At 73.9% G+C, this 21,488-nt stretch carries 20 protein-coding genes; 13 read left to right on the top strand and 7 right to left on the bottom strand.

The genetic code is table 11. The annotated features are described in order from the left end of the window. Positions 1-200 precede the first annotated feature (200 nt). A complete protein-coding gene (locus ACWGE1_RS23385; RefSeq protein ID WP_453422435.1) occupies positions 201-2,003 on the top strand; it encodes a BTAD domain-containing putative transcriptional regulator in 1,803 nt (600 codons plus the stop codon). A 109-nt stretch (positions 2,004-2,112) separates the two neighbouring features. On the opposite strand, the gene ACWGE1_RS23380 is transcribed toward ACWGE1_RS23385, so the two are convergent. From ACWGE1_RS23380 to ACWGE1_RS23355, 6 genes are read right to left on the bottom strand one after another with little or no spacing between them, the layout of a single operon-like run. Next, positions 2,113-4,266, bottom strand: coding sequence for a prolyl oligopeptidase family serine peptidase (locus ACWGE1_RS23380; protein WP_453422434.1), 2,154 nt, complete (start codon positions 4,264-4,266; stop codon positions 2,113-2,115). Between the two features lie 11 nt (positions 4,267-4,277). Beyond that, positions 4,278-5,867, bottom strand: a complete 1,590-nt coding sequence (locus ACWGE1_RS23375; protein ID WP_453422433.1) for an MFS transporter — start codon at positions 5,865-5,867, stop codon at positions 4,278-4,280. Beyond that, on the bottom strand, positions 5,864-6,793 hold the full coding sequence (locus tag ACWGE1_RS23370) for a DUF6895 family protein (RefSeq protein WP_453422432.1): 930 nt from the start codon (positions 6,791-6,793) through the stop codon (positions 5,864-5,866). The genes ACWGE1_RS23375 and ACWGE1_RS23370 overlap by 4 nt, the downstream gene beginning before the upstream one ends. Positions 6,794-6,795: 2 nt before the next feature. Further along, on the bottom strand, positions 6,796-8,064 hold the full coding sequence (locus tag ACWGE1_RS23365; protein WP_453422431.1) for a radical SAM protein: 1,269 nt from the start codon (positions 8,062-8,064) through the stop codon (positions 6,796-6,798). Continuing rightward, positions 8,061-9,023, bottom strand: coding sequence for a DUF6895 family protein (locus tag ACWGE1_RS23360; RefSeq protein ID WP_453422430.1), 963 nt, complete (start codon positions 9,021-9,023; stop codon positions 8,061-8,063). The genes ACWGE1_RS23365 and ACWGE1_RS23360 overlap by 4 nt, the downstream gene beginning before the upstream one ends. Next, the gene (locus ACWGE1_RS23355; RefSeq protein WP_453422429.1) at positions 8,995-10,266 is read right to left on the bottom strand and encodes a glycosyltransferase; all 1,272 of its coding nucleotides are present in this window, start codon (positions 10,264-10,266) and stop codon (positions 8,995-8,997) included. The genes ACWGE1_RS23360 and ACWGE1_RS23355 overlap by 29 nt, the downstream gene beginning before the upstream one ends. 526 nt (positions 10,267-10,792) lie before the next feature. Between ACWGE1_RS23355 and ACWGE1_RS23350 the strand changes: the two genes are divergently transcribed. From ACWGE1_RS23350 to ACWGE1_RS23325, 6 genes are read left to right on the top strand one after another with little or no spacing between them, the layout of a single operon-like run. Beyond that, on the top strand, positions 10,793-11,878 hold the full coding sequence (locus ACWGE1_RS23350) for a radical SAM protein (RefSeq protein ID WP_453422428.1): 1,086 nt from the start codon (positions 10,793-10,795) through the stop codon (positions 11,876-11,878). After that, positions 11,875-12,543, top strand: coding sequence for a hypothetical protein (locus tag ACWGE1_RS23345; RefSeq protein WP_453422427.1), 669 nt, complete (start codon positions 11,875-11,877; stop codon positions 12,541-12,543). Before ACWGE1_RS23350 ends, ACWGE1_RS23345 begins: the two co-directional genes overlap by 4 nt. Continuing rightward, the gene (locus ACWGE1_RS23340; protein WP_453422426.1) at positions 12,540-12,782 is read left to right on the top strand and encodes an aroma-sacti cluster domain-containing protein; all 243 of its coding nucleotides are present in this window, start codon (positions 12,540-12,542) and stop codon (positions 12,780-12,782) included. Before ACWGE1_RS23345 ends, ACWGE1_RS23340 begins: the two co-directional genes overlap by 4 nt. A 43-nt stretch (positions 12,783-12,825) precedes the next feature. After that, positions 12,826-15,969: an adenylate/guanylate cyclase domain-containing protein gene (locus ACWGE1_RS23335; protein WP_453422425.1), complete on the top strand. Its 3,144-nt coding sequence runs from the start codon at positions 12,826-12,828 to the stop codon at positions 15,967-15,969. Then, positions 15,966-16,799 (top strand): S8 family peptidase, encoded by an 834-nt coding sequence (locus ACWGE1_RS23330; RefSeq protein ID WP_453422424.1) that lies wholly within the window; start codon positions 15,966-15,968, stop codon positions 16,797-16,799. The genes ACWGE1_RS23335 and ACWGE1_RS23330 overlap by 4 nt, the downstream gene beginning before the upstream one ends. A gap of 25 nt (positions 16,800-16,824) precedes the next feature. Further along, positions 16,825-17,406, top strand: a complete 582-nt coding sequence (locus ACWGE1_RS23325; RefSeq protein ID WP_453422423.1) for a GAF domain-containing protein — start codon at positions 16,825-16,827, stop codon at positions 17,404-17,406. A gap of 27 nt (positions 17,407-17,433) precedes the next feature. Here ACWGE1_RS23325 and ACWGE1_RS23320 read toward each other — a convergent pair whose 3' ends face one another. Continuing rightward, positions 17,434-18,057: a TetR family transcriptional regulator gene (locus ACWGE1_RS23320; RefSeq protein WP_453422422.1), complete on the bottom strand. Its 624-nt coding sequence runs from the start codon at positions 18,055-18,057 to the stop codon at positions 17,434-17,436. A 98-nt stretch (positions 18,058-18,155) separates the two neighbouring features. On the opposite strand from ACWGE1_RS23320, the gene ACWGE1_RS23315 reads away from it, so the two are divergent. The 6 genes from ACWGE1_RS23315 to ACWGE1_RS23290 all read left to right on the top strand — a co-directional run bounded on the left by ACWGE1_RS23315 (position 18,156) and on the right by ACWGE1_RS23290 (position 21,276). Further along, on the top strand, positions 18,156-18,347 hold the full coding sequence (locus ACWGE1_RS23315) for a hypothetical protein (protein ID WP_453422421.1): 192 nt from the start codon (positions 18,156-18,158) through the stop codon (positions 18,345-18,347). Further along, the gene (locus ACWGE1_RS23310) at positions 18,344-18,625 is read left to right on the top strand and encodes a DUF4190 domain-containing protein (protein ID WP_453422420.1); all 282 of its coding nucleotides are present in this window, start codon (positions 18,344-18,346) and stop codon (positions 18,623-18,625) included. The genes ACWGE1_RS23315 and ACWGE1_RS23310 overlap by 4 nt, the downstream gene beginning before the upstream one ends. 174 nt (positions 18,626-18,799) lie before the next feature. Beyond that, the gene (locus ACWGE1_RS23305) at positions 18,800-18,931 is read left to right on the top strand and encodes a hypothetical protein (protein WP_453422419.1); all 132 of its coding nucleotides are present in this window, start codon (positions 18,800-18,802) and stop codon (positions 18,929-18,931) included. A gap of 14 nt (positions 18,932-18,945) precedes the next feature. Further along, the gene (locus ACWGE1_RS23300; RefSeq protein ID WP_453422418.1) at positions 18,946-19,116 is read left to right on the top strand and encodes a hypothetical protein; all 171 of its coding nucleotides are present in this window, start codon (positions 18,946-18,948) and stop codon (positions 19,114-19,116) included. 110 nt (positions 19,117-19,226) lie between these two features. Next, positions 19,227-19,493 (top strand): hypothetical protein, encoded by a 267-nt coding sequence (locus ACWGE1_RS23295; RefSeq protein WP_453422417.1) that lies wholly within the window; start codon positions 19,227-19,229, stop codon positions 19,491-19,493. A gap of 97 nt (positions 19,494-19,590) precedes the next feature. After that, positions 19,591-21,276 (top strand): hypothetical protein, encoded by a 1,686-nt coding sequence (locus tag ACWGE1_RS23290; RefSeq protein ID WP_453422416.1) that lies wholly within the window; start codon positions 19,591-19,593, stop codon positions 21,274-21,276. Positions 21,277-21,488 lie beyond the last annotated feature (212 nt).

The following is a 21,488-nucleotide window of genomic DNA, read 5'->3' as shown; positions in this document are numbered from 1 at the left end:
GCCCAGTGCCGTGACCGGCACGGTTCACCGGGTTGCGACGCCGGGATGGGGGACGGTCCCGTCAATATGGGGGCCCGGTCCCCCATGACGCGGTCACCGGCGGCGCGACTGTACGGGCCCGGTACCGATGTGTGACGGGTACGGGCCGCAGATCATCGAGTGGACCGACCAACTCCCCTCACCCTACGGAGGTCCGCTCGATGCCGCGTCCGTTAGCGCAGCCCGCAGTGCCGCCCGGCACGCTCAGGTTCTCCGTCCTCGGCCCGCTCACGGTCCACCGGGACGACCGGGCGCTGCCCCTCGGCCCGTTGAAGCAGCGGGTCGTGCTGGCAACCCTGCTCGGCTCCGCCAACAGCCCGGTGTCCGTCGACGCGTTGACCGACGCGGTCTGGCAGGAGGAGCCTCCGCGCACCGCCCGCAAGAACCTCCAGGTGTACGTGAGTGCCTTGCGCGCGCTGCTCGGGGACGACGACCGGGACCGGCCGCGGCTCACCCACACGGGTGGCGGATACATGCTGCGCGTGGCAGAGGAAGAGCTCGACCTCCTGCGGTTCCGCTCCCTGGTGCGGGCCGCTGAGGGGCAGGGGCCCCGCCCGGCCGCCCGACTGCTGCGCCGGGCCCTCGACCTGTGGCAGGGGCCGCCGCTGGGCGACGATCTGCGGCAGTCGCCCCGGCTGGCCGAGGAGGCCGAGCGGCTGGAGCTGCGCCATCTGACGGCCTACGAGAGCTGGGCGGAGGCGGAGCTGGAGCTGGGCGGTGCGCCGGCGGTGGTCGAGGGGCTGCGTGACCTGGTGGAGCGGCACCCGCTCCGGGAGCGGCTCCGGTCCGCCTGGATGTGCGCGCTGAGCGGGTCCGGCCGGCAGGCCGAGGCGCTCGCCGCGTACGACGACTACCGGCAGCTCCTCGCCCGGGAGCTGGGTCTGGAGCCGGGTGGAGCCATGGCGGCGCGTTACCGGATGATCCTCGCGGGTGGCCACCGGGCCGGGGCGGGAGCGGCCGCCCGGCCGTCGGCCGCTCTGCCGCCCGACCTCGTCGACTTCACCGGACACGGCGAGGAACTGCGCCACCTCATGGACCTCTTCGAGGACGACAGCGCCGGCCGCGTCGTGCTGCTGTCAGGCCCCGCGGGGGCCGGGAAGACCACGCTGGCGGTGCGGGCCGCCCACCTGCTCGGCGACCGGTTCGCCGACGGGCGGCTCTGCGTCTCCCTTCGGGACGCGGACGGCAGTACCCGCTCGCTGTCGACGGTGCTCGCGGAGCTCGGTGAACGGACCGGCCAGATGGGACTGTCCGAGCCCGAGGCGTGGCGGGAGTGGCTGGCGGAGCACCGCGTGCTGGTGATCCTGGACGACGTGCCCGACGAACGGGCCGTACGACCGCTGCTCCCGGGCGGCGGGCGGGGCAGCGTGCTGCTCACCGCGCACGGCCAGCTGGGCGGTCTGGCGCCCGTGCACCGGGTCTCCGTCCCGCCGCTCGGCACCGCCGAGTCCGTGCAGCTGCTCGCGGGGCTCGTCGGCCAGGGCCGGGTGCGCGCGGACCGGGAGGCCGCACTGCGCATCGTGCGCGCCTGCGGCGGTTCGCCGCTGGCGGTCCGGGTGAGCGGGATGCGGCTCGCGGTGCTCCGCCACGTGCCGCTGCGGGAGTTCGCGGACCGGCTCACCGACCCCGCGGGGGCGCTGGACGAACTGACCTCCGGGGACGTGTCCGTCCGGCGGTGGCTGGCCCACGGTTGGGAGGCGCTGCCGCAGGAGTGGGGCCGCGACGCGGGACGGCTGGCCGCGGGCACCGGGGAAGGTCCCTTCGGCCTGACCGAGGCGGCCGAGGCCCTCGGTTGCGACGAGCGGCACGCCGTACGGGTGGTGGAGGCGCTCATCGACGCCGGAATGGTGACGTCGCCCTGCGGCGAGGTCACCGCGCACGCGGCGCAGTACGAACTGCCGCACCTGATACGGCTGTACGCGCGCGGCTCGGGACTCGGCACCCCCGTGCCGACCGCGGGCTGAGCGGTGCCCCGGGCCGATCGGCCGCCGCGCTCCCGCACCGTGCGGCTGCCGAGCCCGCTGTTCCCGGACCGGCCCCGGCCGCCCCCGTCGGGCGGCCGGAGCCGGCGTATCAAGGGGTCGCCGGACCGGGACGTTCCGGGGCCGGGAGCCCCACCTGTTCCGCCAGGAAGGCGAGGCACTCGGCCTGCAGGGCCACCGCGCGGGACGCGGACCGGTCGCCGTGACCGACACCGCGCTCCAGCCGCAGCAGCACCGGACCGGTGCCGGAAGAGGCGTGCTGGAGCGCGGCGCACATCTTGCGGGCGTGCAGCGGATCGGTCCGGGTGTCGCCGTCCGCGGCGACCAGCAGCACCGCCGGGTAGGCGGTCCCGGGCGTGACCCGGTGATAGGGGGAGTAGCCGAACAGCGTCGGCAGCAGGGCGGGGTCCTGCGCGCTGCCGTACTCGGGCGTCCAGCTGGGCCCGAGACCGGACAGTTCGTAGCGGACCATGTCCAGCAGGGGGGCCATGCACACCACGGCGGCGTACTTCCCCGGTTGCCGGGTGAGGGCGGCGCCCACCAGCAGCCCGCCGTTGGAGCCGCCCATGATCGTGAGGCGGCCCGGCTCGGTCCAGCCCTCCGCGATCAGGCAGTCCCCGGCCGCGGCGAAGTCGTCGAAGGTGTTCTCCTTGTTCCTCCCGCTGCCCGCCAGATGCCAGGCCTCGCCCTCCTCCCCGCCGCCGCGCAGGCCCGCCCAGGCGAACACCCCGCCGGCCCTGACCCAGGCGAGGACCTGGGCGCGGTACCGGGGCGACATCGTCCTGCCGAAGCCGCCGTAGCCGGTGAGCAGCGCGGGGCGGGGCACGTCCGGACGGCCGGTGGGGGAGATCACGAACATGCGCACCGTCGTGCCGTCCCGCGAGGGGAAGGCGACCTGGCGGGTGACCGCGCCGCCGGCGCCCGAGGCGTCCGGGGCGTCGCGTTCCCAGCGCGTCGCACGACCCGTCCGGGCGTCGAAGCGGAGCACCTGCGGGGGTGTGACGAAGTCGGTGTAGGCGAAGTATGCCTCGTGACCACCGGGCGGCCCGGCCGAGAAGTCGCCGACCGCACCGGTGCCGGGCAGCGGGACCGTGCCGGTCTGCCGACCCTCGACCAGGTCGTGCACGGTCAGCTCGGCCACCGTGTTGCGGGTCCAGGCGGCCAGGCCGAGCGGGTGCTTCAGCTCCGGACCGGACAGCACGACGAGGTGGGTCAGCACCGCGTCGGGCCGTTCGGGGATCACCTCGCGCCAGGCGCCGGGGCCCAGGTGCAGGTCGGCCGGCGGGCACGCGACGACGCGTCCGCGAGCGGCGTCGCGGTCGGTGCGCAGCCACACCGGGTCCCGCGGACCGGTGCCGGGCACCGCGTACAGGCGGGTGGCGGCGTCCATGCCCTCCTGGACGGGCCGCAGCTCCGGGCGTTCGAGCGGCCCCGCCGACAGGTCGGCCAGGTAGAGGTCGGTGCCGCGGCCGGTGCCGAGCGTGGCCGTGACGCCGAGCCAGCGGCCGTCCGCGGTCACGCAGACGCTGTAGAACTGAGTCCTGTCCCGCCCCTCACCGAAGACCAGGGCGTCCGCCTCGGGGTCCGTGCCGACCCGGTGCAGGTACACGCGGCGGTGGTAGCGCCCCTCGCCGGGGTGCAGCAGCGGGTCGAGGTTTCTGACGTAGTAGTACGCCCCACCGCCGGGCAGCCAGCCGATCGACGACCTCCGCACCCGGTCCACCGGCCCGTCGACGACCTTCCCGGTGGCCACGTCGAGCACCCGGAGCAGCGAGTCCTCGGTGCCGTTCCGTGACACCTGGAAGGCCAGCAGATCGCCCTCCACGGAGGGCTCCCAGGCGTCGAGCACGGTGCGTCCGGACGGATCGAGGGCACTGGGGTCCAGCAGCACCCGCTGCGTCGTGTCCGTCCCGGCCTGCGCCACCATGAGTACCGGATGCTCCTGACCGGCGTCCTGCCGCAGCCAGAAGACCCGGCCGCCGCGGACCTTGGGCGAGCGGACGCGGTCCACCGCGTCGATCGCCGCGACCTCCGCCTTCCAGCGCTCCAGGTCCGCCCAGGACGCCCGTTCCGCCGCGTAGAGCGCTTCCTGCTCCGCGCTCCAGCGGAGTGTCGCAGGGGAATCGGCGTCCTCCAGCCGGCGGTACGGGTCGGGGACGCGCAGACCGTGCAGTTCCTCGACGATGTCCTGCCGCTCCGCGTGGGGATAGCGGCGGGGCTCCGGGGTCACTCGTTGCTCCCTCATCCGTCGGTGGGTCAGAGGTCGTCGGACCGGTTGATGACGCAGGCGGAGAGTTCCTCGTCGTCGTTGTGGGCGACGACCTCGAGGTCCTCCCTCCCGTTCGGCTCCGGGTCCGCCGTCTCGGTCTCGGGCATGTCCGTCCTCTTTCGTGTGGGGCGTCCGCCGCGCGGTCCGCGCGCGAACGGACGGGTCTTCGGCCGGGAAACGTGGTGCGAGGCGGGCGGGCGGCCACCGGGCGGCACGGCCGTGTCACCGCCGGATTTCCCGCCGGATCTCCTTGCGGCCTGCCCGGCGCCTTCCGCACCGGGCAGGGCGGCCATCGCGAAGAAGCCGGCCAGGAGGACGATCAGCCCCGCTGCGGCGATGATCGTGTCGACGGGGCCGAACCGGAGCCCGCCGAGCGAGCCCCCGACGTCCCGCAGCACGGATCCGGCGAGCCAGCCGGACAGGGCCGCGGAGAGCATCGACGCCAGCCTCGTCACCGGGTAGAAGACGGCCATCACCCGGCCCCGGTAGTCCGGGGGCGCCGCCGCGAGCAGCAGTGGCGACATCGCGGTGTTCAGCATGGTGAGCGGAACGGTGAACACGAAGAGCAGGGCGACACCGCCCAGGAAGCCGGTCTGCCGGGAGTAGGCGACCAGCAGCACACCGCTCACCAGCAGGCCGATCCAGGTGGTCCTTCGTGCCCCGAGCCACTGCACCGCCCGGCCCCCGCCCAGCGCTCCCACGATGCCACCCGCACCCATGGCCATGCCGAGGTATCCGTAGAGGTGGGCGTCCGCGTGGAGGTTGTCGGTGGCGAAGAAGACGTTGAGGGTGCCCAGTGCCCCCACCCCGAACTGGCCCATGGCGGCGAGCAGGAGCAGCGCCACCAGGAACCTGCTGCCCGCGAAGAAGCGCAGCCCGTCCATGAACTCCCGGCGCAGCCCGGCCGGTTGCCGCGCGGCGGGCGTCCGCGTGCCGCCCGGTCCGGCGGGGCCCGCGCCGGGCTCGCGTACGCCGATGGAACGGATCGCGACGTAGGACACCGCGTACGACAGGCCGTTGAAGAGCAGGGCCCACTGCAGCCCGGCGGTGAACAGCAGGGGCGCGGCGAGTGGCGGCCCGATGATCCAGGCCGTCTCACCGGTCGCCTGCGCGATGCCGGCCGCCCGGGCGCGGTCGGCATCCCCGGTCACCAGGTCCGCGAGGACCGCGAAGCGCGCCGGGGAGAAGAACTGGCCGGCCGCGTGGAGCAGGAGCACGGTCACGTAGATCAGGGCGAGCCAGCCACCGGTCGGGAGGGTGCTGGCCGGCAGGAAGGTGACGGCCGTCAGCACGGCCACCAGCCCGCCGCGGAGCACCTCGGTGCGCAGCATCGTGGCGCGCTTGTCCCAGCGGTCGACGAACACGCCCGCGAGCGGACCGATGACCAGTACGGCGACGCTCGACGCGATCACGACGCCGCTGACCGCCACCGGCGCCCACGACTCGTCCTTCGCCAGCACGGTGGCCACCCACAGCACCAGCGTCGTGCTGAAGACGGCGTCCCCGACGGACGAGACGGCCTGGCCGAACCAGAGCCGTGTGTAGTCGCGGTTGATCAGGGTCAGCCGCGGTGTCACGACGGCCTCGGCGACGAGACGATCAGTGCCATGAGGGCGGTGACCAGGGTCGTGTGGTACGCCTTCCGGAAGAACTCCCCGCCCGCGGCCGACGGGTGCGCCCCGAGCGCCGCCGACCGCCCCGGGATCGCCCCGTCGGGCCGCTGGGCCCGCACCAGGCACTCCACGGCCGCGGCTCCCGAGGGCGTGTCCAGCGGCTCGCTCCCCAGGATGAACTGGGTGAGGACCAGCTCCGCGGCCAGGTCCCACCGGTCGTGCTCGACGCAGTGGCGCAGCAACCGGTCGACCAGGTCCCGGGCGTGCGCCAGGGCATCCATGCCCAGCCGGGGGTCGGTCCGGCCGAAGTCGCCGAGATAGAAGGCGGTGTGCGTCACGGCGTACGCCTGCGGGACGCTGAGCGGCGCCCCGTCCTGCGACGTCGCGTCCCCCGGCTCGGCGGCGCGGAACGCGACGAGCGGGCTGTGCGGCAGGAGCTCGGAGTAGGGCTCGATGGTGTGGTGGACCCCGGCCTTGTCCGCGTAGTGGCGGATCTCGATGCGCTGGTAGGGGGACTTGCCCCGCGGCGAGAGGAACTCGGGGTCGAGCTGTGCCAGCGTCGCCCGGACCTGGGTGCCGTCGATCGCGTCGGGAGCGAGCGCGGCGTGGATCAGCCCGTACGTGGAGGCGTACTTCGGGACGTCGGTGAACAGCCGGGGGAGGTCCGGGTCCTGCCAGAGCTTGCGGACCAGGGCCCTCGCCCCGCCCAGTGCCTCCGGGGGGTCGGCCAGGCGGGCCGCGCAGTGGCAGAGCAGCGCCAGTTCCAGCGCCGCCTTCGCCTTTCCGTGGGTCGCCGACCGGGCGCTCGCCGAGAACGGGTCGAAGTGGTCCAGGTTTCCGCCCAGCCAGCCGAGCGCGCCGGCGGAGAGCCGCTCCAGGGGTGCGGACATGACTACAGGCGCCCCGTCTCTTGCAGGTAGTCGAGCAGGGCCGTGTCGACGGAGTCGCGGAACCTCGCGAGCGTCCGCGCGTCCTCGTCGAAGCGGTAGAGGTCCTGGCAGGCGATCCAGCGGTCGCGGGTCTCCGCGCCCGGCAGATATCCGTCGGTGACCGTGCCGACCTCCCAGTCGGGTTTGCCGGCGGTCTCCCAGCAGCTGGCCAGGGTGCCGTCCGCGCTCACCACCGCGCCGTAGCGGCCGTCGGTGTGGCCGCAGGTGACACAGGTCTTGCGGGCGCCGGGGCGGCCCACGGTGAAGCCGAGGTCGAGCGCCCGGCGCTGCCACCGGATGAAGGCGGCCGGGAGTTCGCCCGTGTGCAGCAGACTGTTCGCGTAGCCGACCCCCACGTCGCCGATCCGGGCGAAGTACAGCGTGCACCGGGCGGGGTCGAGCGCGGCGGCGAGCCGGTCGATCAGGGCGTCCACGCCGTGGAAGGTCTCCTGCGAGACGTTCACCCGCAGCGTCCACTGGAGCGCAGTGTCCTCGGAGGCCTTGGCGATATTGCCGACGATCTTGTCGAAGGTGGCGCCGCCGTCCGCCCGGCCGACCCGGATCCGGTCGTGGTCGGCCCGGTCGCCGTCGAAGGTGACCTGGACGGACGTCAGCCCCAGGTCGGCGAGCCGGCGGGCGAGGGACGGGGTGAGCAGCGTGGCGTTGGAGATCATCCAGGCCGAGGTCGGCGCGATCTCCGCGGCCCGCTCCAGCAGTTCCAGACAGCCGCGCGGGTTGAGCAGGGGCTCACCGCCGAAGAGCAGGATCTTGAGCTTTTCCAGGCCGACGGCGGCCATCTGCCGCTCGGTGAAGCCGAGGATCTCGGTGATGGTCTCCGAGGTGAGGCGGGTCCGGCCGATCCGGGGCGGCCGGCTGCCGCCCGCCTGGTCCTGGGCGGTGTTCTGGAAGCAGTACCCGCAGCCCAGGTTGCAGTGGGTGCTGGTGAGGACGGTCAGCGCGTAGGCGCTGATCCGGCCGGTGGTGAACATGCCGCTGTCGTGCAGCCGCCGCTCCGCATCAGGGTGCAGGGCCCCGTCGGCGGTGACGTGGCGGTCGCGGAGCCGGGCCACCCCGCCCGGTCCCAGGAACCACCAGTTCCGCTCGCCCTTCAGGAGGCGTGCGCCGGAGGGCAGGGGCCGGGGGGTCTCGACGGCCGTCTCCGCCGGTCCCGGGCCCGCGGCCCGGCTGATGTTCACGGGGTGGCCGATACTCACCACTTGGTCGATGCTCACAGGGTCTCCCGCTTTGCCGTTGCCGCTGTCAGGGCAGGCTCGAAGGTCCGGCCGCCGGTGACGACAAGCGTCATCAGCGCCACGACGAGGGTCACTTTGTAGGACTTCCGGAAGTACTCCACGGGCGTGGCGTCCGCCGGGACCCGCTCGGCGGCGGAGCGTCCGGGGATCGCTCCGTCGGCGGCCTGGGCCGCGTGGAGCATCCGCAGGCCGGCCGCGCCGGAGGGGGTGCGCAGCGGATTCGCGCCCAGGCAGTACTGGGCGAGCAGCAGCTTGGCCACGACGTCCCAGTCGCCCAGTCCCACGCAGTGGTCCGTCAGCCGTTCCACCACGCGCAGCGCCCGCCCCCGTTCCTCCTCGGAAAGGCGGGTGTCGCGCAGGCCGAAGTCACTGAGGTAGAAGAGGGTGTGCGCGACCTGGCAGCCGTCCAGGTCGGCCACGGGCAGCGTGGCGGCGCGGGGGATCGGACTCGCCTCGTACAGCTCCTCGTACGGGGCGAAGCGGTGCTGGAGGCCCGCGAGGTCGGAGTAGAACCTGGCCTCCAGATGCAGGAACGGCGGCTTCCGGCCCGGTGTCAGGTAGTCGCCGGCCGCCAGCCGGGCCAGCACGGCACGGGGCGCGTCGGTGGCGGCCCCGACCGGCGCCAGCGCCGCGTACATGAGCTCGAACTGCCTCGCGTGCCTGCCCTCGAGGGTGAGGAGCCGAGGGAAGTCGGGCCGCTGCCAGACCTGTTCGACCACCCGCGTCACCTCGGCCAGGGAGGGGTCCCCCGGTGCGCACTTCTCCCAGTAGCGGCGGAGCATCGCGAGCTGCAGGAGGGCCTTCACGCGCGGGGTCACCGGCAGTTCGGCGTGTGCGGCCGGGGAGTCGAGGTAGGCCGCGTGCAGCCCCGTCCACCGGCGCGCGCCCACCGACAGGCTGGTCACGGCCTCATCGAGGCCGACTGATCGCGTACTCATGGTTCTCCTTTGAGGAAACGGACGCCGCGGCCGAGGGGGCGGTGGACGCCCCGGCCGGGAAGGCGGCGGTGGCCCCGTCCGAGGGAGCGGCGGACGCCCCGGCCACCCGCTCGACGATGTCGGCCGCGCGTGCCGCGCTGTCCGTCGCGGCCAGCCTGCTGCCGAGCACGTGGGCGCGAGCCCGCAGGCCGTCGTCCCGCCACGCGGACTCCAGCAGCGCCGGAGCCTTCACGTACGGGCTGTTCGGGAAGTGCACGGCCACGCCGGCCCGCAGGCAGGCGCCGGTGAGCAGGGTCTGCTCGGAGCCGTTGGGCGAAAGTGCGAGGGGCCGGCCGCGAAGGAGCGCGGCCAGCACGGGCGCGGACGTGCCGCTGCTCAGCACGAGGCCGGCGCGGTCGACGAGCGGTCCCATCCATCGTTTGCGGACCAGGAGGATGTCGGCATCCGGGGCGGGCTGCGGGTCGGTCGAGCGGCCCTGCTCGACCACGGCCTGGAACCGGCCGCCGGTGAAGGCCTCGTTGAGCCGCGGCCACAGGCTCCTGCCCTCGAAGAAGCGGCCGAGATGCACGTAGACGACGGGCTTCGCGGACCGCGACAGGTGATCCCCGATCTCCTCGACCTCCGCCGGGTCGGGCGTCGGTTCCCAGGGCAGCGGTCCCACGTGATGGACCCGCTCGGGCAGCTGCGCACCCGGATACTCCAGCTCCGGATCCCCGCGCAGCAGCAACGCGTCGCCCGGCAGCGGTTCGTCCCCCCACCGGGAGGCCCGCCCCGCCAGACCGGTCTGCTCCCGGAGCCCGGTGTGGATCCGCAGGCAGTCCTGGGTCCGGCTCTGCCGGGTCCGGCCCAGGTGAGGCTCGTCGTCGCCGCCGGCCCGGTAGTCCCAAAGGTGCGCCGAGAGCCCGACCACCACCACCGGGATGTCCAGTGTCTCGGCGGCGAGCAGGGCGCCGTTGCACAGGACGGAGGTGACCAGCAGGTCGGCCCCCGTCTCCCGGGCGGCGCGCAAGGTCGCCCGGTACTGCGCCGCGCCGTTCGGCCCCCACCACGTGGCGGAGAACGCCCGGCGGCCGCCGTAGTCCTCCGCCGCCGCGAACGGCAGCCCGGCATCGGCAGCGACCGTCGCTGCGGCGGACCGGCCCAGCACACTGACGTCATGGCCCCGGCGCCGTAGTTCCCGGCCGGCCGCGATCGCCGGGTAGAGGTAGCCGCCGTCACTGAGCGGGCAGAGAAGGATCTTCATGATGTGCCGCTCCCTCGGTGTGGCGGTTGCGGTGCCAGGGTGGCCGCGGGCCCCCGGCTCAGGGCAGGATCTGCCGAGAGCCGGGGGGCCCGCGCGGTGCTCAGGCTCGGTGACGAGGTGTCAGAGCTCGTGCGAGTGGTTGACGACGCAGCCGGCCTCGGCCTCTTCGTCCTCGCTGTGGGCGACGACCTCGATGTCCTCGTTCTCGGTCTCGGGGTTCGTGTTCTCGGGCATGTTCTTCTCCTTGGTCGACGGCGTCGTTGCGCCGGCTGAGAAGAAACGTACGGACGGCCGGTACGGGAACGCCTGGACGCCGGTTCGGCACCGGTATACGCCGACCACACGGACGCGGTACGACCTTTGAGCCCCGCCGCCCGCCCGGCCGTGCCCCCGCGTCCGGCCCGTCGACCTGCGGTCCAACCGATCACCAGGCGTTCGTGAACCGGAAGTCTGCCGCGTGCGGGCACGATCCGGGCCATGTACCGCGCGCGGCACGAGCGCGCGGCGCGAGCACGGAGGAGGAGACGTGGAACTTTCGGAGCTCATCGGCCTGCGGCCGGTGCCCTGCGGCGGCCTGCTGGTGGCGCTCACCCGCCGCTGCCCCATGAGCTGCGCACACTGCTCCACCAGCTCGTCCATGTCGGTCTCCGATCAGCCCGACCCGCAACACCTGCTGCGCTTCATAGGTTCGTTCGGCGCGGAGGACCGCCCCGAGGTGGTCATGCTGACCGGCGGCGAACCGCTGCTGTTGCCTGAACTGGCCGCTCGCCTGGCCGGTCTCGCCCGCGCCGCGGGCTCCCGCGTGGCGCTGCTCAGCGGAATGTTCTTCGCCCGTGACGGACGCGTCCCGGACCGGATCATGCGCGCGATCACGGCCCTCGACCACTTCTCGGCGAGCCTGGACGTCCACCACGAGCGCGAGGTCCCACGCGCGGAGGTGTTGCGCGCCCTCCGGGCCGTGCTCGACGCCGGGATCCCCGCCAGCATCCACCTCACCGGTACCGGAGCCGACGACCCGTATCTGGCGGACGCCGTCGCGGACGTCCGCCGCGTCTTCGGCGGCCGGGTGCCCCTGCTCGTCAACGAGGTCCGGCCGCTCGGCCGCGCCGCGGGCCTCGTCCGGGCGACACCGGTCGGACCGGACGGCTCCCGGGCGGCGCCGTGCACCCTCGCGGCCTGGCCGGTGGTCGCCTTCGACGGGACCGTGGCCGCCTGCTGCAACCAGTGGACGGTGGACCGCCGCCCCGTTCCCCCGCACCTGCGGCTCGGACACATCGCCGACGACGACTGGCAGGCCGTCCGCGAGCGTTCCCTCGGCTCCCCGGTGCTGCGGATGCTGCGCTCCGTCGGCCCCCAGCGGCTGCACGCCCGCTACGCGACCTCGCCAGCCCCGGCCGGCTACTGCCGCAGCTGTCACGCGCTCGCCGACCGCCCCGACGTCCTGGCGGGCGCGGCCCGTGACGCCGGCGGCCGGGTCGGCGAGCTCCTCGACCGGCTCAGCGCGCAGCAGCAGCTCGCCGCCGGACCCGCCGCCCTGGTGGGTCGCCTGGGCTGCGCCCGCTACGCGCACCTGGTCGAGTCGCTTCCCGCAGAGGAGAAGAGCAGTCGATGACCGCCACCGCATCCCTCGCGCTCAGGACCAAGCTCACCCCCACCACCACCGTCCTGAGGGCCGCGACCGCGGTCCTCTGGCGACCGGACGGACTACGGCAGCGGTACGTCCGCTACCTGGCAGCCATGCATCCGCTCGTACGGGCCTCGGTTCCGTTGCTGGAGCGGGCCGCCGAGCGGTGCGCCGAGCTGGACGACCCGGCCGCGCGGAGCCTCGCGGCCTACTGCACCCGCCACGCCGAGGAAGAGCGCGACCACGACACCTGGCTGCTCGAGGACCTCGCCGCAGCCGGCGGCGGTCCGGCCGCCGTGCCGCACCCCGTCGTCGTCGAACTCGCCGGGGCGCAGTACTACCGGATCGAGCACGAGCACCCCGTCACGCTCCTCGGGTACATCGCGGTCCTGGAGGGCAACGCCCCCGGGCCCCGGCTCGCCGACCGGCTCGCCGAGGCCACCGGGCTCCCCGACGGCGCGTTCCGCACCCTCAGGGAACACGCCGAGCTCGACGGCGGGCACCTCGACGACCTTCACCGGGTGCTCGACGAACTCGCGCCGACCCCGGCCCAGCAGACCGCCGTCTCCGTCAGCGCGCTGCACACGGCGAACCTGCTCACCCGGCTCTTCCTCTCCCTCGCTGCCGACCCCGCCCCCGGAGGACACCCGTGACCGAGGACACCACGCCGTACGACGACGCCTCGTCCGGTGATTCCCCGTCCGAGCCCACCCTGGAGGCGCTGACCGCCGCGGGATTCGACCTCGACGCCCTCAGCGAAGAGCAGTACGAGGTCCTGCGCGCGCTGGCCCCGGAGGAACTGGCCCTGCTCGTCGACATCAGGGGGCGGCTCGACGCGGCGGCCCCCGAGGTGCAGGCCCACGCCGACGTGGCGGGCGGCGCTCTCTTCTGACCCCGGCCGCCGCCCCGCGGTCCCGCGTCCACCGGAGGAATCCATGCCGTGCACCTCGTGCCGGAGCGCACTGCCGCCCGACGCCCGGTTCTGCCCCTTCTGCGGCAGCCCGTGCGCCCCCGGGCCGGTCACGGCCAAGCCGACCGGCCGCAAGGTGGTGACCGTCCTCTTCTGCGACCTGGTGGGTTCCACAGCGCTCTCCGGAGCACTGGACGCGGAGACCCTGCGCTCGGTGACGCTCCGCTGGTTCGACCTGATGAGGCTGCGGATCGAGGAACAGGGCGGCACCGTGGAGAAGTTCATCGGGGACGCCGTGATGGCCGTCTTCGGCGTGCCGACCGTGCGGGAGGACGACGCCCGCCGGGCGGTCGCCGCCGCCCTGGCCATGCGGGAGGCGCTTGACGGGCTCAACGTCCGGCTGGAGCAGGGCGTCGGCGTACGGCTGGAGATGCGCATCGGTCTCAACACCGGCCAGGCGGTGACGGGTTCGGCAACCCTGCGGCAGGCGATGGTCTCCGGCGAGGTGGTCAACGTCGCCGCGCGCCTGGAACAGAACGCCGCCGCAGGGGAGATCCTCATCGGACCGGACACCTTGGCGGCCGCCGGGCCGGGCGTCCGGACGACGGAGACCGGCCCGCTGCTGCTCAAGGGCAAGAGCGACCGGGTCCCCGCTCACCGCCTGCTGGGCCTGGACGAGGAGGCGGGCCCGGAGGCGCTGCGCCGCTTCGACCTCGCATTCATCGGCCGGACCCGCGAACTCGCCCTGATCGACCGGACGCTGGACCGCGTGGTCCGGACCCGCCGGGCCGATCGCATGGTGGTCGGCGGGGAGGCGGGCCAGGGCAAGACCAGACTCGTGCGGGAGTGGCTCCACCGGGCGACGGCCACGGCCGGCGGCCCACGCAACGGAGTCGGGCGCTGCCGGGCCCGTGGCGAACAGCCCAGCCTCGGACCGCTCGCCGATGCCGTGGCCGACCTGCTGAGGACCGGTGGCACGGCCGCACCGTCGCCCGAACTGGACCTGCTCCACCAGGGCCTGCTCCTGAACGGGACGCCCAACCCGTCGCCGGCGGACACCTGCGCCGCGCTCGCCAAGGTCCTTGCCGGGCTCTCCGAAACGCAGCCCGTGGTGCTGGTGATCGACGACTGCCACTGGGCCGCGCAGCCGCTCTTCGACGCCCTCGACCGGCTGCTGCGGGCACTCACCGACGCGGCCGTCCTGATCATTCTGCTCACCCGCCCCCAACTGTTCGACGTACGACCCGAGCTGGCCTCGGTCACCGTGCCGCTCGGCGGGCTCTCCGACGCCGAGGCACAGCTCCTCGCGGCCGAGCTGACCGGGGGCACGGCGCACGGCGAGCCGCTCGGCCCCCGGGTCCTGGCACGGGTGGGCGGAAACCCCCTGCACCTGGAGCAGTTGCTGGTCGCGGGCAACCCCGTCGATGCGGACAGCGTCCCGCTCCCGCTCCAGGCACTGATCGGCGCCCGGATCGACGCGCTCGACCCGCCCGAGCACCGGGCCCTGGGCCTGGCATCCGTCCTGGGCGGCGACTTCACCGCCGACGAACTCACGGCGCTCGCCGGACAGCCCGCGCCGGCGTGGGCCGGGTCCGAGCTCCGGCCCCTGCTGCACCGGCTGGTCCGGCACCGCCTGATCAGGCCGGACGGCGGGGCGTTCCGCTTCGGCGGAGGGCTGATCCAGGAGGTCGTCTACGCCAGCCAGTCCAAGCAGGACCGCGCCGACCAGCACGAACGGGCGGCCCGACTGGACTCGGTCCGCAGGCGGGGCAGCGCGGCGGTCGGGGGCCATCTGGAACAGGCCCACCGCTATCGGGTCGAGCTGGGCGCCCAGGACGCACACACCGACGGGCTGCGCCGGCGCGCCGCCGACGCGCTCGCCGAGGCCGGGCGGCTGGCGCTGGCCCACGCCGACCCCGTGTGGGCGGCCGACGTGCTGTCCAGGGCCACGGCCCGGTACGCGGCGGGCGAGCCGGGAAGTACGGCGACACGGCGGCGGCTCGGCCAGACGCTGCTGGACCTCGGGCGCGGCCCGGAAGGCAGAGCGCTGCTCGAAGAGGTGCTGGCCGAGGCCCAGGCCGGCGGCGGGGAGGCGGTGGAGACCGCACACGCCCGCCTTGCCCTGGCCTCGGCCGGCCGGTCCGCGGGACCGGACGAGTCACCCGCAGAGGCCGCCGGCGCCACCCTGCCGGTCTTCGCGGCGGCCGGCGACGACCTCGGCCAGGCCAGAGCCTGCCTGCGGCTCGCCCAGCGCGCCCAGGAACAAGGCCGGCATCGGGCGGCGGAGCGCCTGCTGGCCTGCGCGCTGGACCACGCGGTACGCGCCGACGCCGAGCCGGAGCGGGCCGCAGCCCTCGGCGCGCTGGGCGTCTCGCTCTGGCGCGGCCCCCAACCGGTCGCGGACGCGGTGGCCCGCTGCCGCGGGCTCCTTGCCGACCAGGGGGCCGGCCGCCGGGCCGTCCGGCTGACGCTCAACTGCCCGCTGGCGGTGGTGCTGGCCCTCCACGACGACCGTGACGGGGCCCTGGCCTGCCTCGCGGAGGCGGAGCACCTCGCGAAGAGGCTCGGCTACGCCGAGGCCGACGCCTTCCTGCCGATCTTCACCGCGACCGTGGACGACCTCACCGGCCGCCGGGAGGAGGCGCTCCTGAGCCTGGAGCGGGCTGCCGCCGCCGCGCGGGACCTGGGCGCCACGGCGTTGCTGCGCAGCGCCCTGCTGGACGCCGCCCGCATCCGGCTGGACCTGGGCGAGCGGCGTACCGCCCGCGGCATCCTCGCCGAACTGGAGCAGGAGCGGGCGCAGCCGGCCCGACCGCGAGCCGAGTCGGCGGACCTCGACGGCCTGCGAGCCCGGATCGCCGCCGGGCGGGGGCAGGCCGCGACCGCCACCCGGCTGGCCGCCAGGGCGCTCGCCACCGCCGCCCGCACCGACTCGCCCGTCGTCCAGGGCATCGCCGCCCTCGACCTCGCCCGTACCGCCCTCGCGCTGGGACGCCCGGCCGACGCGGCCGCGGCGGCGACGCGCGCCCGCCGGCGCTTCGCGGCGAAGGGCCACCTCCCCGCCGTACGCCAGGCCGAGGCCGTGCTCTCCCGCTGTCACAGCCGCTCGCCCGGACACCGCCCCGCCGTCGGGCGAGTCACCGGAGCCGGAAAGGAAGCACCACGATGACCGCCGCGCAGCAACCGGCGCCCGCACTCACCTGGGGCCTGCGAGGGCGGGGTCCCGCGGACGTACCCGTGGAGGCCGACGGCCCGCCGGACCCGCCCGAGACGGGTCTCCTCGGAGGTACCGGGCGCGGCGTACGCGTCTGCGTGGTCGATTCGGGTGTCGAACGCGACCACCCCATGGTCGGCCCCGTCGACCGGTCATGGCGAGTCTTCAAGGACGACGACGGGGTCCACGTCGAGGAGACGGAGGAGGGGGACACCTGCGGTCACGGCACCGCCTGCGCCGGGATCATCCGGCGCACCGCGCCGGACTGCGAGCTGTCCAGCATCCGGGTGCTCGGCGACCGGTTCTCCGGCAGCGGGGACGTCCTGCTCGAAGGCATCCGGTGGGCCGTGCGCCAGCGGTTCGACGTGGTGAACCTGAGCCTGTCCACCACCCACGACCGCTTCGTGGACGAGCTGCGCCGACTGGCCGACGAGGCGTACTTCCAGCAGACCGTGATCGTGGCCGCTGCGCACAACACGCGCGTGGAGAGCTTTCCCTGGCGCTTCTCCTCGGTGATCTCGGTCGGCAGCCACCAGGAGGACGACCCGGACCTCCACCTCTACAACCCCGAGCCCCCGGTGGAGTTCTTCGCCCCCGGCCAGAGGGTCCAGGTGGCGTGGCTCGGTGGCACGTCGATCCGCAGCTCCGGCAACAGCTTCGCCACCCCGTTCATCTCGGGGCTCTGCGCACGGATCCTGTCGAGCAGCCCCCGGCTGACGCCGTTCCAGCTGAAGAACGCCCTGTACCTGTCCGCAGCCAATGTCCGTGTCCACGGACGCCGGTAACGACCGGCGCCGGAAGGGAAGCCCCATGGCTCAGACGATCGCCCCTGTCGTGTCCGCAGCACCCCGGCCGGATCCGGCGGTGAAGGAGCTCCTGCAGTCGGTGGTGGACACCGCGCGCGCCATCTTCGGCGCGCAGGCGAGCTCCATCATGCTCCTGGACGCCGAAGCGGACGAGCTCGTCTTCGAGGCCGTCTCCGGGCAGGGACAGGAGTTCCTGGTGGGCCGGCGTTTCCCGGCGGGCCGGGGAATCGCCGGGTGGGTCGCCGCATCGGGGGAGCCGATGGTGGTCGACGACCTCCACGACAGCGCTTCCTTCGACAGGGACATCGCCAAGTCCACCGGCTACGTCCCGAACGCGCTGATGGCCGCCCCGCTCATCCGCAAGGACCGGGTCCTCGGCGTCCTGGAGGTGCTCGACCCGTCCCCACAGGCCCGGTCGGGCCTGCCGGAACTCGACCTGCTGGGCCTCTTCGCCCGCCAGGCCGCCGTCGCCCTGCACGTCCTGACCACCCACGCGCCCCGGCCGGTCACGGACGCCCCGGACGACCCTTCGCGCACCGAACTGCTGCGCCTGCTCTCGGATGCCCGCCGCCTCCTCGGAGAGTGAGCGGCGCACCTCGCGGCCCCGCCCCGATCACCTCGCCCAGTGCAGGCGCCCGAGATGGATCAGGCGCAGCTGGGCGAGGGCCGTGGCGGTGGCGGCCGACCAGTCCTCGCCGCGGAGGGATGCGGTCAGGAACGCCGAGGCCGTCATGAACATGTGATCCACCAGCAGCCGCGACAGCATCGTCACGTCGTCGGTCTCCCAGCCCGCGCTCACGCGATCGGACCCGAGCGCGACGCCTGTCTCGTGGGCGAAGACGTCGAGTTGCGCGGCGATGGCCTCGCGCACCGCCGGTACCCCGCCGTGGCGTTCGCGGACCAGGAAACGGACGTGCGCGGGTCGGTCGCGCACCAGTCCGGCAATGAGCCGCACCGCGGCGTCCCCGCGTCGGTCGGCGTCGCCGGTCGCGGCGAGGATCTCCCGCACCGTCCCGTGCAGGCTGGCCAGTGCCTCCTCGACCAGCGCGGTCCCCAGATCGTCCATGCCCCGGAAGTGCCGGTAGAAGGCAGTGGGGGCGACTCCGGCGGCCCGCGTCACTTCCCGGAGGCCGAGGCTGCCGAGGCTGCGCTCCGTCAACTCCGACAGGGCCGCATCGAGGAGGGCGCGTCGGGTGCGGCGGCGCTGGGTCTCACGAAGGCCGGTCTCTGCACTCATGACGTGAAGTCAACCGCGTCACAGTTGTCCGCCGCCAGCATGATGCGAACTGGACTGGGTAGTCAGTGAACAACTGTTACCCGAATGGAGGACAGCTCATGCTCTTCCTCGTAGGCGCGTTACTGGTGCTCGGCGTCGTCCTCGGCGTCGTGGCCCACGTACCCGCGCCCGTCAGTGTGGTCGCCGGTCTCGCCATCGCTCTCTGGCTCGCCCTCTTCGCCGCACGCGAGCGCCTCTTCGGCCACCGCCGGGCAGGACGGCTCGACCACGACGGCGGAGGTGTCCGATGAACCCACAGGTGGATTCCCGTACCGCGGCCCGGACCCAGGCCCGTACCCGTGACGCCGACGCGATGGCCGTCACCGGCTTCGTCCTCGGCCTGGTGGGGCTGCTCGTGATGAACCTGATCCTCGGCCCGACCGCCGTCGTCCTCGGCGCCCTCGCGCTGTTGCGCCACACCACCAGGCCCGGCCGGGCCCGCCTGGCCATCGGCCTGGGCCTGGCCGACGTGGTGCTCCTCGCCTGCCTCGTCACCGCCGACGGGACCTGGTCGTGGAGCCTGACCTGAGCCTCCCGGGACGAGAACAGGCCCCACGAGCCCATGCCTGCCTCGCAGCGTGGCCGACCTGTACGGCCCTTCTCCCGTCACTGCCGGGGACGAGGCGCGATACTCGACCGGTGGATTCGATCCACCACAGTCCGACGGGCAGGGAGCTCATCCGGCGCTGGTGCGACGACCGCCGTGTTCGTCCCGGGCACCAACGTCAACGCCGCCGTGTCGCTGCAGCCAGCCACGGCCCTGGTCGCCGCCGGCCACCGGGTCCTGCTGGTGGACGTCCCGGGCCAGCCCGGTCTCAGCTCCGGCGGACGCTGAGGCTGACCCCCACGATGCCGGCCGCCTCGGCCGCCTGGTTCCTGCGGCCCGCTCCGACGCAGGTCCGGCAGTGCGCGCCGCACTCGGCGCCGAGCTGGGCGTGGTCCGAGGCCGGACACCTCGTGGTCGAAGAGCGCCCCGAGTACCTGTCCGCCTTGCCGGCATCGCACATCTGGGGCCGGTGAGGTGAACCTGTACGCCGGACGGCGGCGGGAGGGGTGGCAGCAGTGGCAGTCCCCCGGGGCGCACCCGAGGCTCGGTTCCGGGGGCCGGCACGAGGAAGGGGCAGCAGGCCATGCCACAGGCCAATGAGGAGGGCGTCGCCAGTCGCCCGATCGGTACGGTCGATCAGCGTCGGAGTCGAGCCGGACACCTGGGGACCGCGCTCAGGCGGACCAATCTGCTACCGGCGTTCTTGGTGCTCACGGTCATGACGGTCGCCCTGTGGCTGATGGGTATGCCGTTCCTCCAGGCCCTGACGATTTCCACCGGCGTGAAGATCGCGGTGGCTCTGCTCGAACTCCGCAGACTGCCCACCCCTGTCGACGAGCCGCCTACCTAGAGAGCGGACACTCCCTAGGAATTGCCGCGTCGCCCCTTCTCCCGCGGTGGCAGGATGCCCCGGACGGGGATGGCCACCGGGGAGTGAGGCGGGGGACATGTGGGAAGCGCTGGACACGGTGGACTGGCGTGCGCTGGAGGCGGTGGGGCCGGACCATCCGGCCACCGACGTGCCGAAGGTGCTGCGCCGCATCGCCCGGGCGGACGCCACCACCCGTCCGGAGGCGGTGGAGCGGGCGTACACAGACCTGCAGGACCTCCTGTTCGCCCCGCAGACTCCGGGGCAGGGCGCCGACGTGGGCACGGCCGCCCTGCCGTTCCTGGTGGATCTCGCCCTGGACCCGGAAACGGTCGCACGGCCGGACCTGGTCGATCTGCTGACGCGCCTGGCTCACCCGGCTTGCGACGGTGAGGCCGACTCCGCACGGGCGGTGGCCTGGTGGCGGCAGTGGCCCCGGCTGCGGAGACTGTTCGACGACGCGGATCCCGTGGTACGGAGGACCGCGCTCCAGATGATCGCCGACCGGCCCGGCCCCCTGCTCGAGCGGTGGCAGGAGGAGACCGATCTCTCGGTGCAGGTGGCCCTGTTGCTGGCGGTGGGCCGGGCCGCGGCCGCCGCCGCCGAGGACCCCACGGATCCGACGCACACCACCGAGACCACGCACGCCGAGGTGCGCGCCGTGCTGGACGGCGCCCTCCACGGCGAGAACCCGGTGCTGCGGGTGGCGGCCGTGATCGCCGCAGCACCTCTGGACCCGCAGGCCGTGCTGCGTGCCTGCCCCATGCTGCTGGAGGTCCTCACCGATCCCGTACTCGCCCCGGAGTTCGGGCAGGTCTGGTACTCGCTGGACTGCGAAATACCGTACGACCGCAACGATGTCGCGGCCCGGGTCGTGGAACTGCTGGAGTCCGACACGACGGCGGCGACCTCGTTCGTGACCGCGCTTGCGGAGGCCGGGATCCGGACCGGCGATGCGGAGCTGCGCCGGTGCGCGCTGGACGAGGCGTGGCGACTGCTGACGGTCCGGCCCTCCGCTGCGGCGGCCGTACTGCCGCTGGCGGCCGGGCTGCTGGCCGACCCGGACGACGACGTGCGCTACAAGGCCGCACACCTGCTGGCGGTGCTCGGTCACAGGGCGGCCCCGTACGCCGACCGGCTCGCCGCCCTCCTCGACGACCCCGGCGAATCACGGTCCTTCGACGGCACCGTCGGTGACCACGCGCGGTGGGCCCTGACCCGGATCGGGGACCTTCGAGCCCTGCCCGATCTCGTCGAGCGGCTCGTCGCGCCCTACCGGGACATGCAGGGCCGCGGCTACGGCCTGAGCGACCCGCGGCAGCCGGACGTCGCCGACGTCCTGCGGCCCCTGCGCGCACACGCCGAAGTGCTCCTGCCCGCGGTACGAGAAGCCCTTCGGGACGAGGTCTCCCGCGCGGGATGGCTGGTCGGGGACCTCCGAGAGGTCCTCCGGGCGTGGGGCGAGAGCCCGCTGCTGCCCGGTGAGGTCAAGCCGTACCCGTCTCCGTGGGAACCACCGGAGCCGGAACCGGCGCAGGCGGAGGCGACGGTGCTGGCGTACGCCGCCGACGGGCAGTGGCACTGGACGCTCCCCACCGCCCTCGACACGCTCGCCCGGCAGAAACACATCGTCCCAACGGTCCGGGAAGCACTCGCGGCGCTGGGAGCCGCGGACCGCCGACACTCGGAGTACGGCGACTACCGGTCGTTCCTCCAGGACGAGGAGATCCGTGCACGGATCGACAGAATGCTCGCGCTTCCGTAGCGGTGCCCTCGCGGCGAGCACAGCACGGTCGGAGTACCAGGGCCTTAGGTCGTGTCCGCAAAGTCCCGTCTGCTCGGCGGGGCCTCCGGGCGGACGACGCCACTTTGCGGACACTCCCTAGGTGTATTGACCCGCAGCGTTGTTCACGCGGCTGATGGGTGGCTTGCCTGCGAGTGCGGTGTGGCAGCGGTGGTGGTTGTAGGTGTGGAGGA

The sequence above is a fragment of the Streptomyces sp. NPDC054932 genome, from assembly GCF_053610205.1.
The sequence above is the reverse complement of the archived record's forward strand: the minus strand, read 5'-3'. Positions and strand labels throughout refer to the sequence as shown.

Bases quoted from the DNA above. Each gene is read 5' to 3' on its own strand.
- ACWGE1_RS23385 (WP_453422435.1), top strand. From the start codon at position 201: ATGCCGCGTCCGTTAGCGCAGCCCGCAGTGCCGCCCGGCACGCTCAGG.
- ACWGE1_RS23380 (WP_453422434.1), bottom strand. From the start codon at position 4,266: ATGAGGGAGCAACGAGTGACCCCGGAGCCCCGCCGCTATCCCCACGCG.
- ACWGE1_RS23370 (WP_453422432.1), bottom strand. From the start codon at position 6,793: ATGTCCGCACCCCTGGAGCGGCTCTCCGCCGGCGCGCTCGGCTGGCTG.
- ACWGE1_RS23360 (WP_453422430.1), bottom strand. From the start codon at position 9,023: ATGAGTACGCGATCAGTCGGCCTCGATGAGGCCGTGACCAGCCTGTCG.
- ACWGE1_RS23355 (WP_453422429.1), bottom strand. From the start codon at position 10,266: ATGAAGATCCTTCTCTGCCCGCTCAGTGACGGCGGCTACCTCTACCCG.
- ACWGE1_RS23345 (WP_453422427.1), top strand. From the start codon at position 11,875: ATGACCGCCACCGCATCCCTCGCGCTCAGGACCAAGCTCACCCCCACC.
- ACWGE1_RS23335 (WP_453422425.1), top strand. From the start codon at position 12,826: ATGCCGTGCACCTCGTGCCGGAGCGCACTGCCGCCCGACGCCCGGTTC.
- ACWGE1_RS23330 (WP_453422424.1), top strand. From the start codon at position 15,966: ATGACCGCCGCGCAGCAACCGGCGCCCGCACTCACCTGGGGCCTGCGA.
- ACWGE1_RS23325 (WP_453422423.1), top strand. From the start codon at position 16,825: ATGGCTCAGACGATCGCCCCTGTCGTGTCCGCAGCACCCCGGCCGGAT.
- ACWGE1_RS23320 (WP_453422422.1), bottom strand. From the start codon at position 18,057: ATGAGTGCAGAGACCGGCCTTCGTGAGACCCAGCGCCGCCGCACCCGA.
- ACWGE1_RS23315 (WP_453422421.1), top strand. From the start codon at position 18,156: ATGCTCTTCCTCGTAGGCGCGTTACTGGTGCTCGGCGTCGTCCTCGGC.
- ACWGE1_RS23310 (WP_453422420.1), top strand. From the start codon at position 18,344: ATGAACCCACAGGTGGATTCCCGTACCGCGGCCCGGACCCAGGCCCGT.
- ACWGE1_RS23300 (WP_453422418.1), top strand. From the start codon at position 18,946: ATGCCGGCCGCCTCGGCCGCCTGGTTCCTGCGGCCCGCTCCGACGCAG.
- ACWGE1_RS23295 (WP_453422417.1), top strand. From the start codon at position 19,227: ATGCCACAGGCCAATGAGGAGGGCGTCGCCAGTCGCCCGATCGGTACG.
- ACWGE1_RS23290 (WP_453422416.1), top strand. From the start codon at position 19,591: ATGTGGGAAGCGCTGGACACGGTGGACTGGCGTGCGCTGGAGGCGGTG.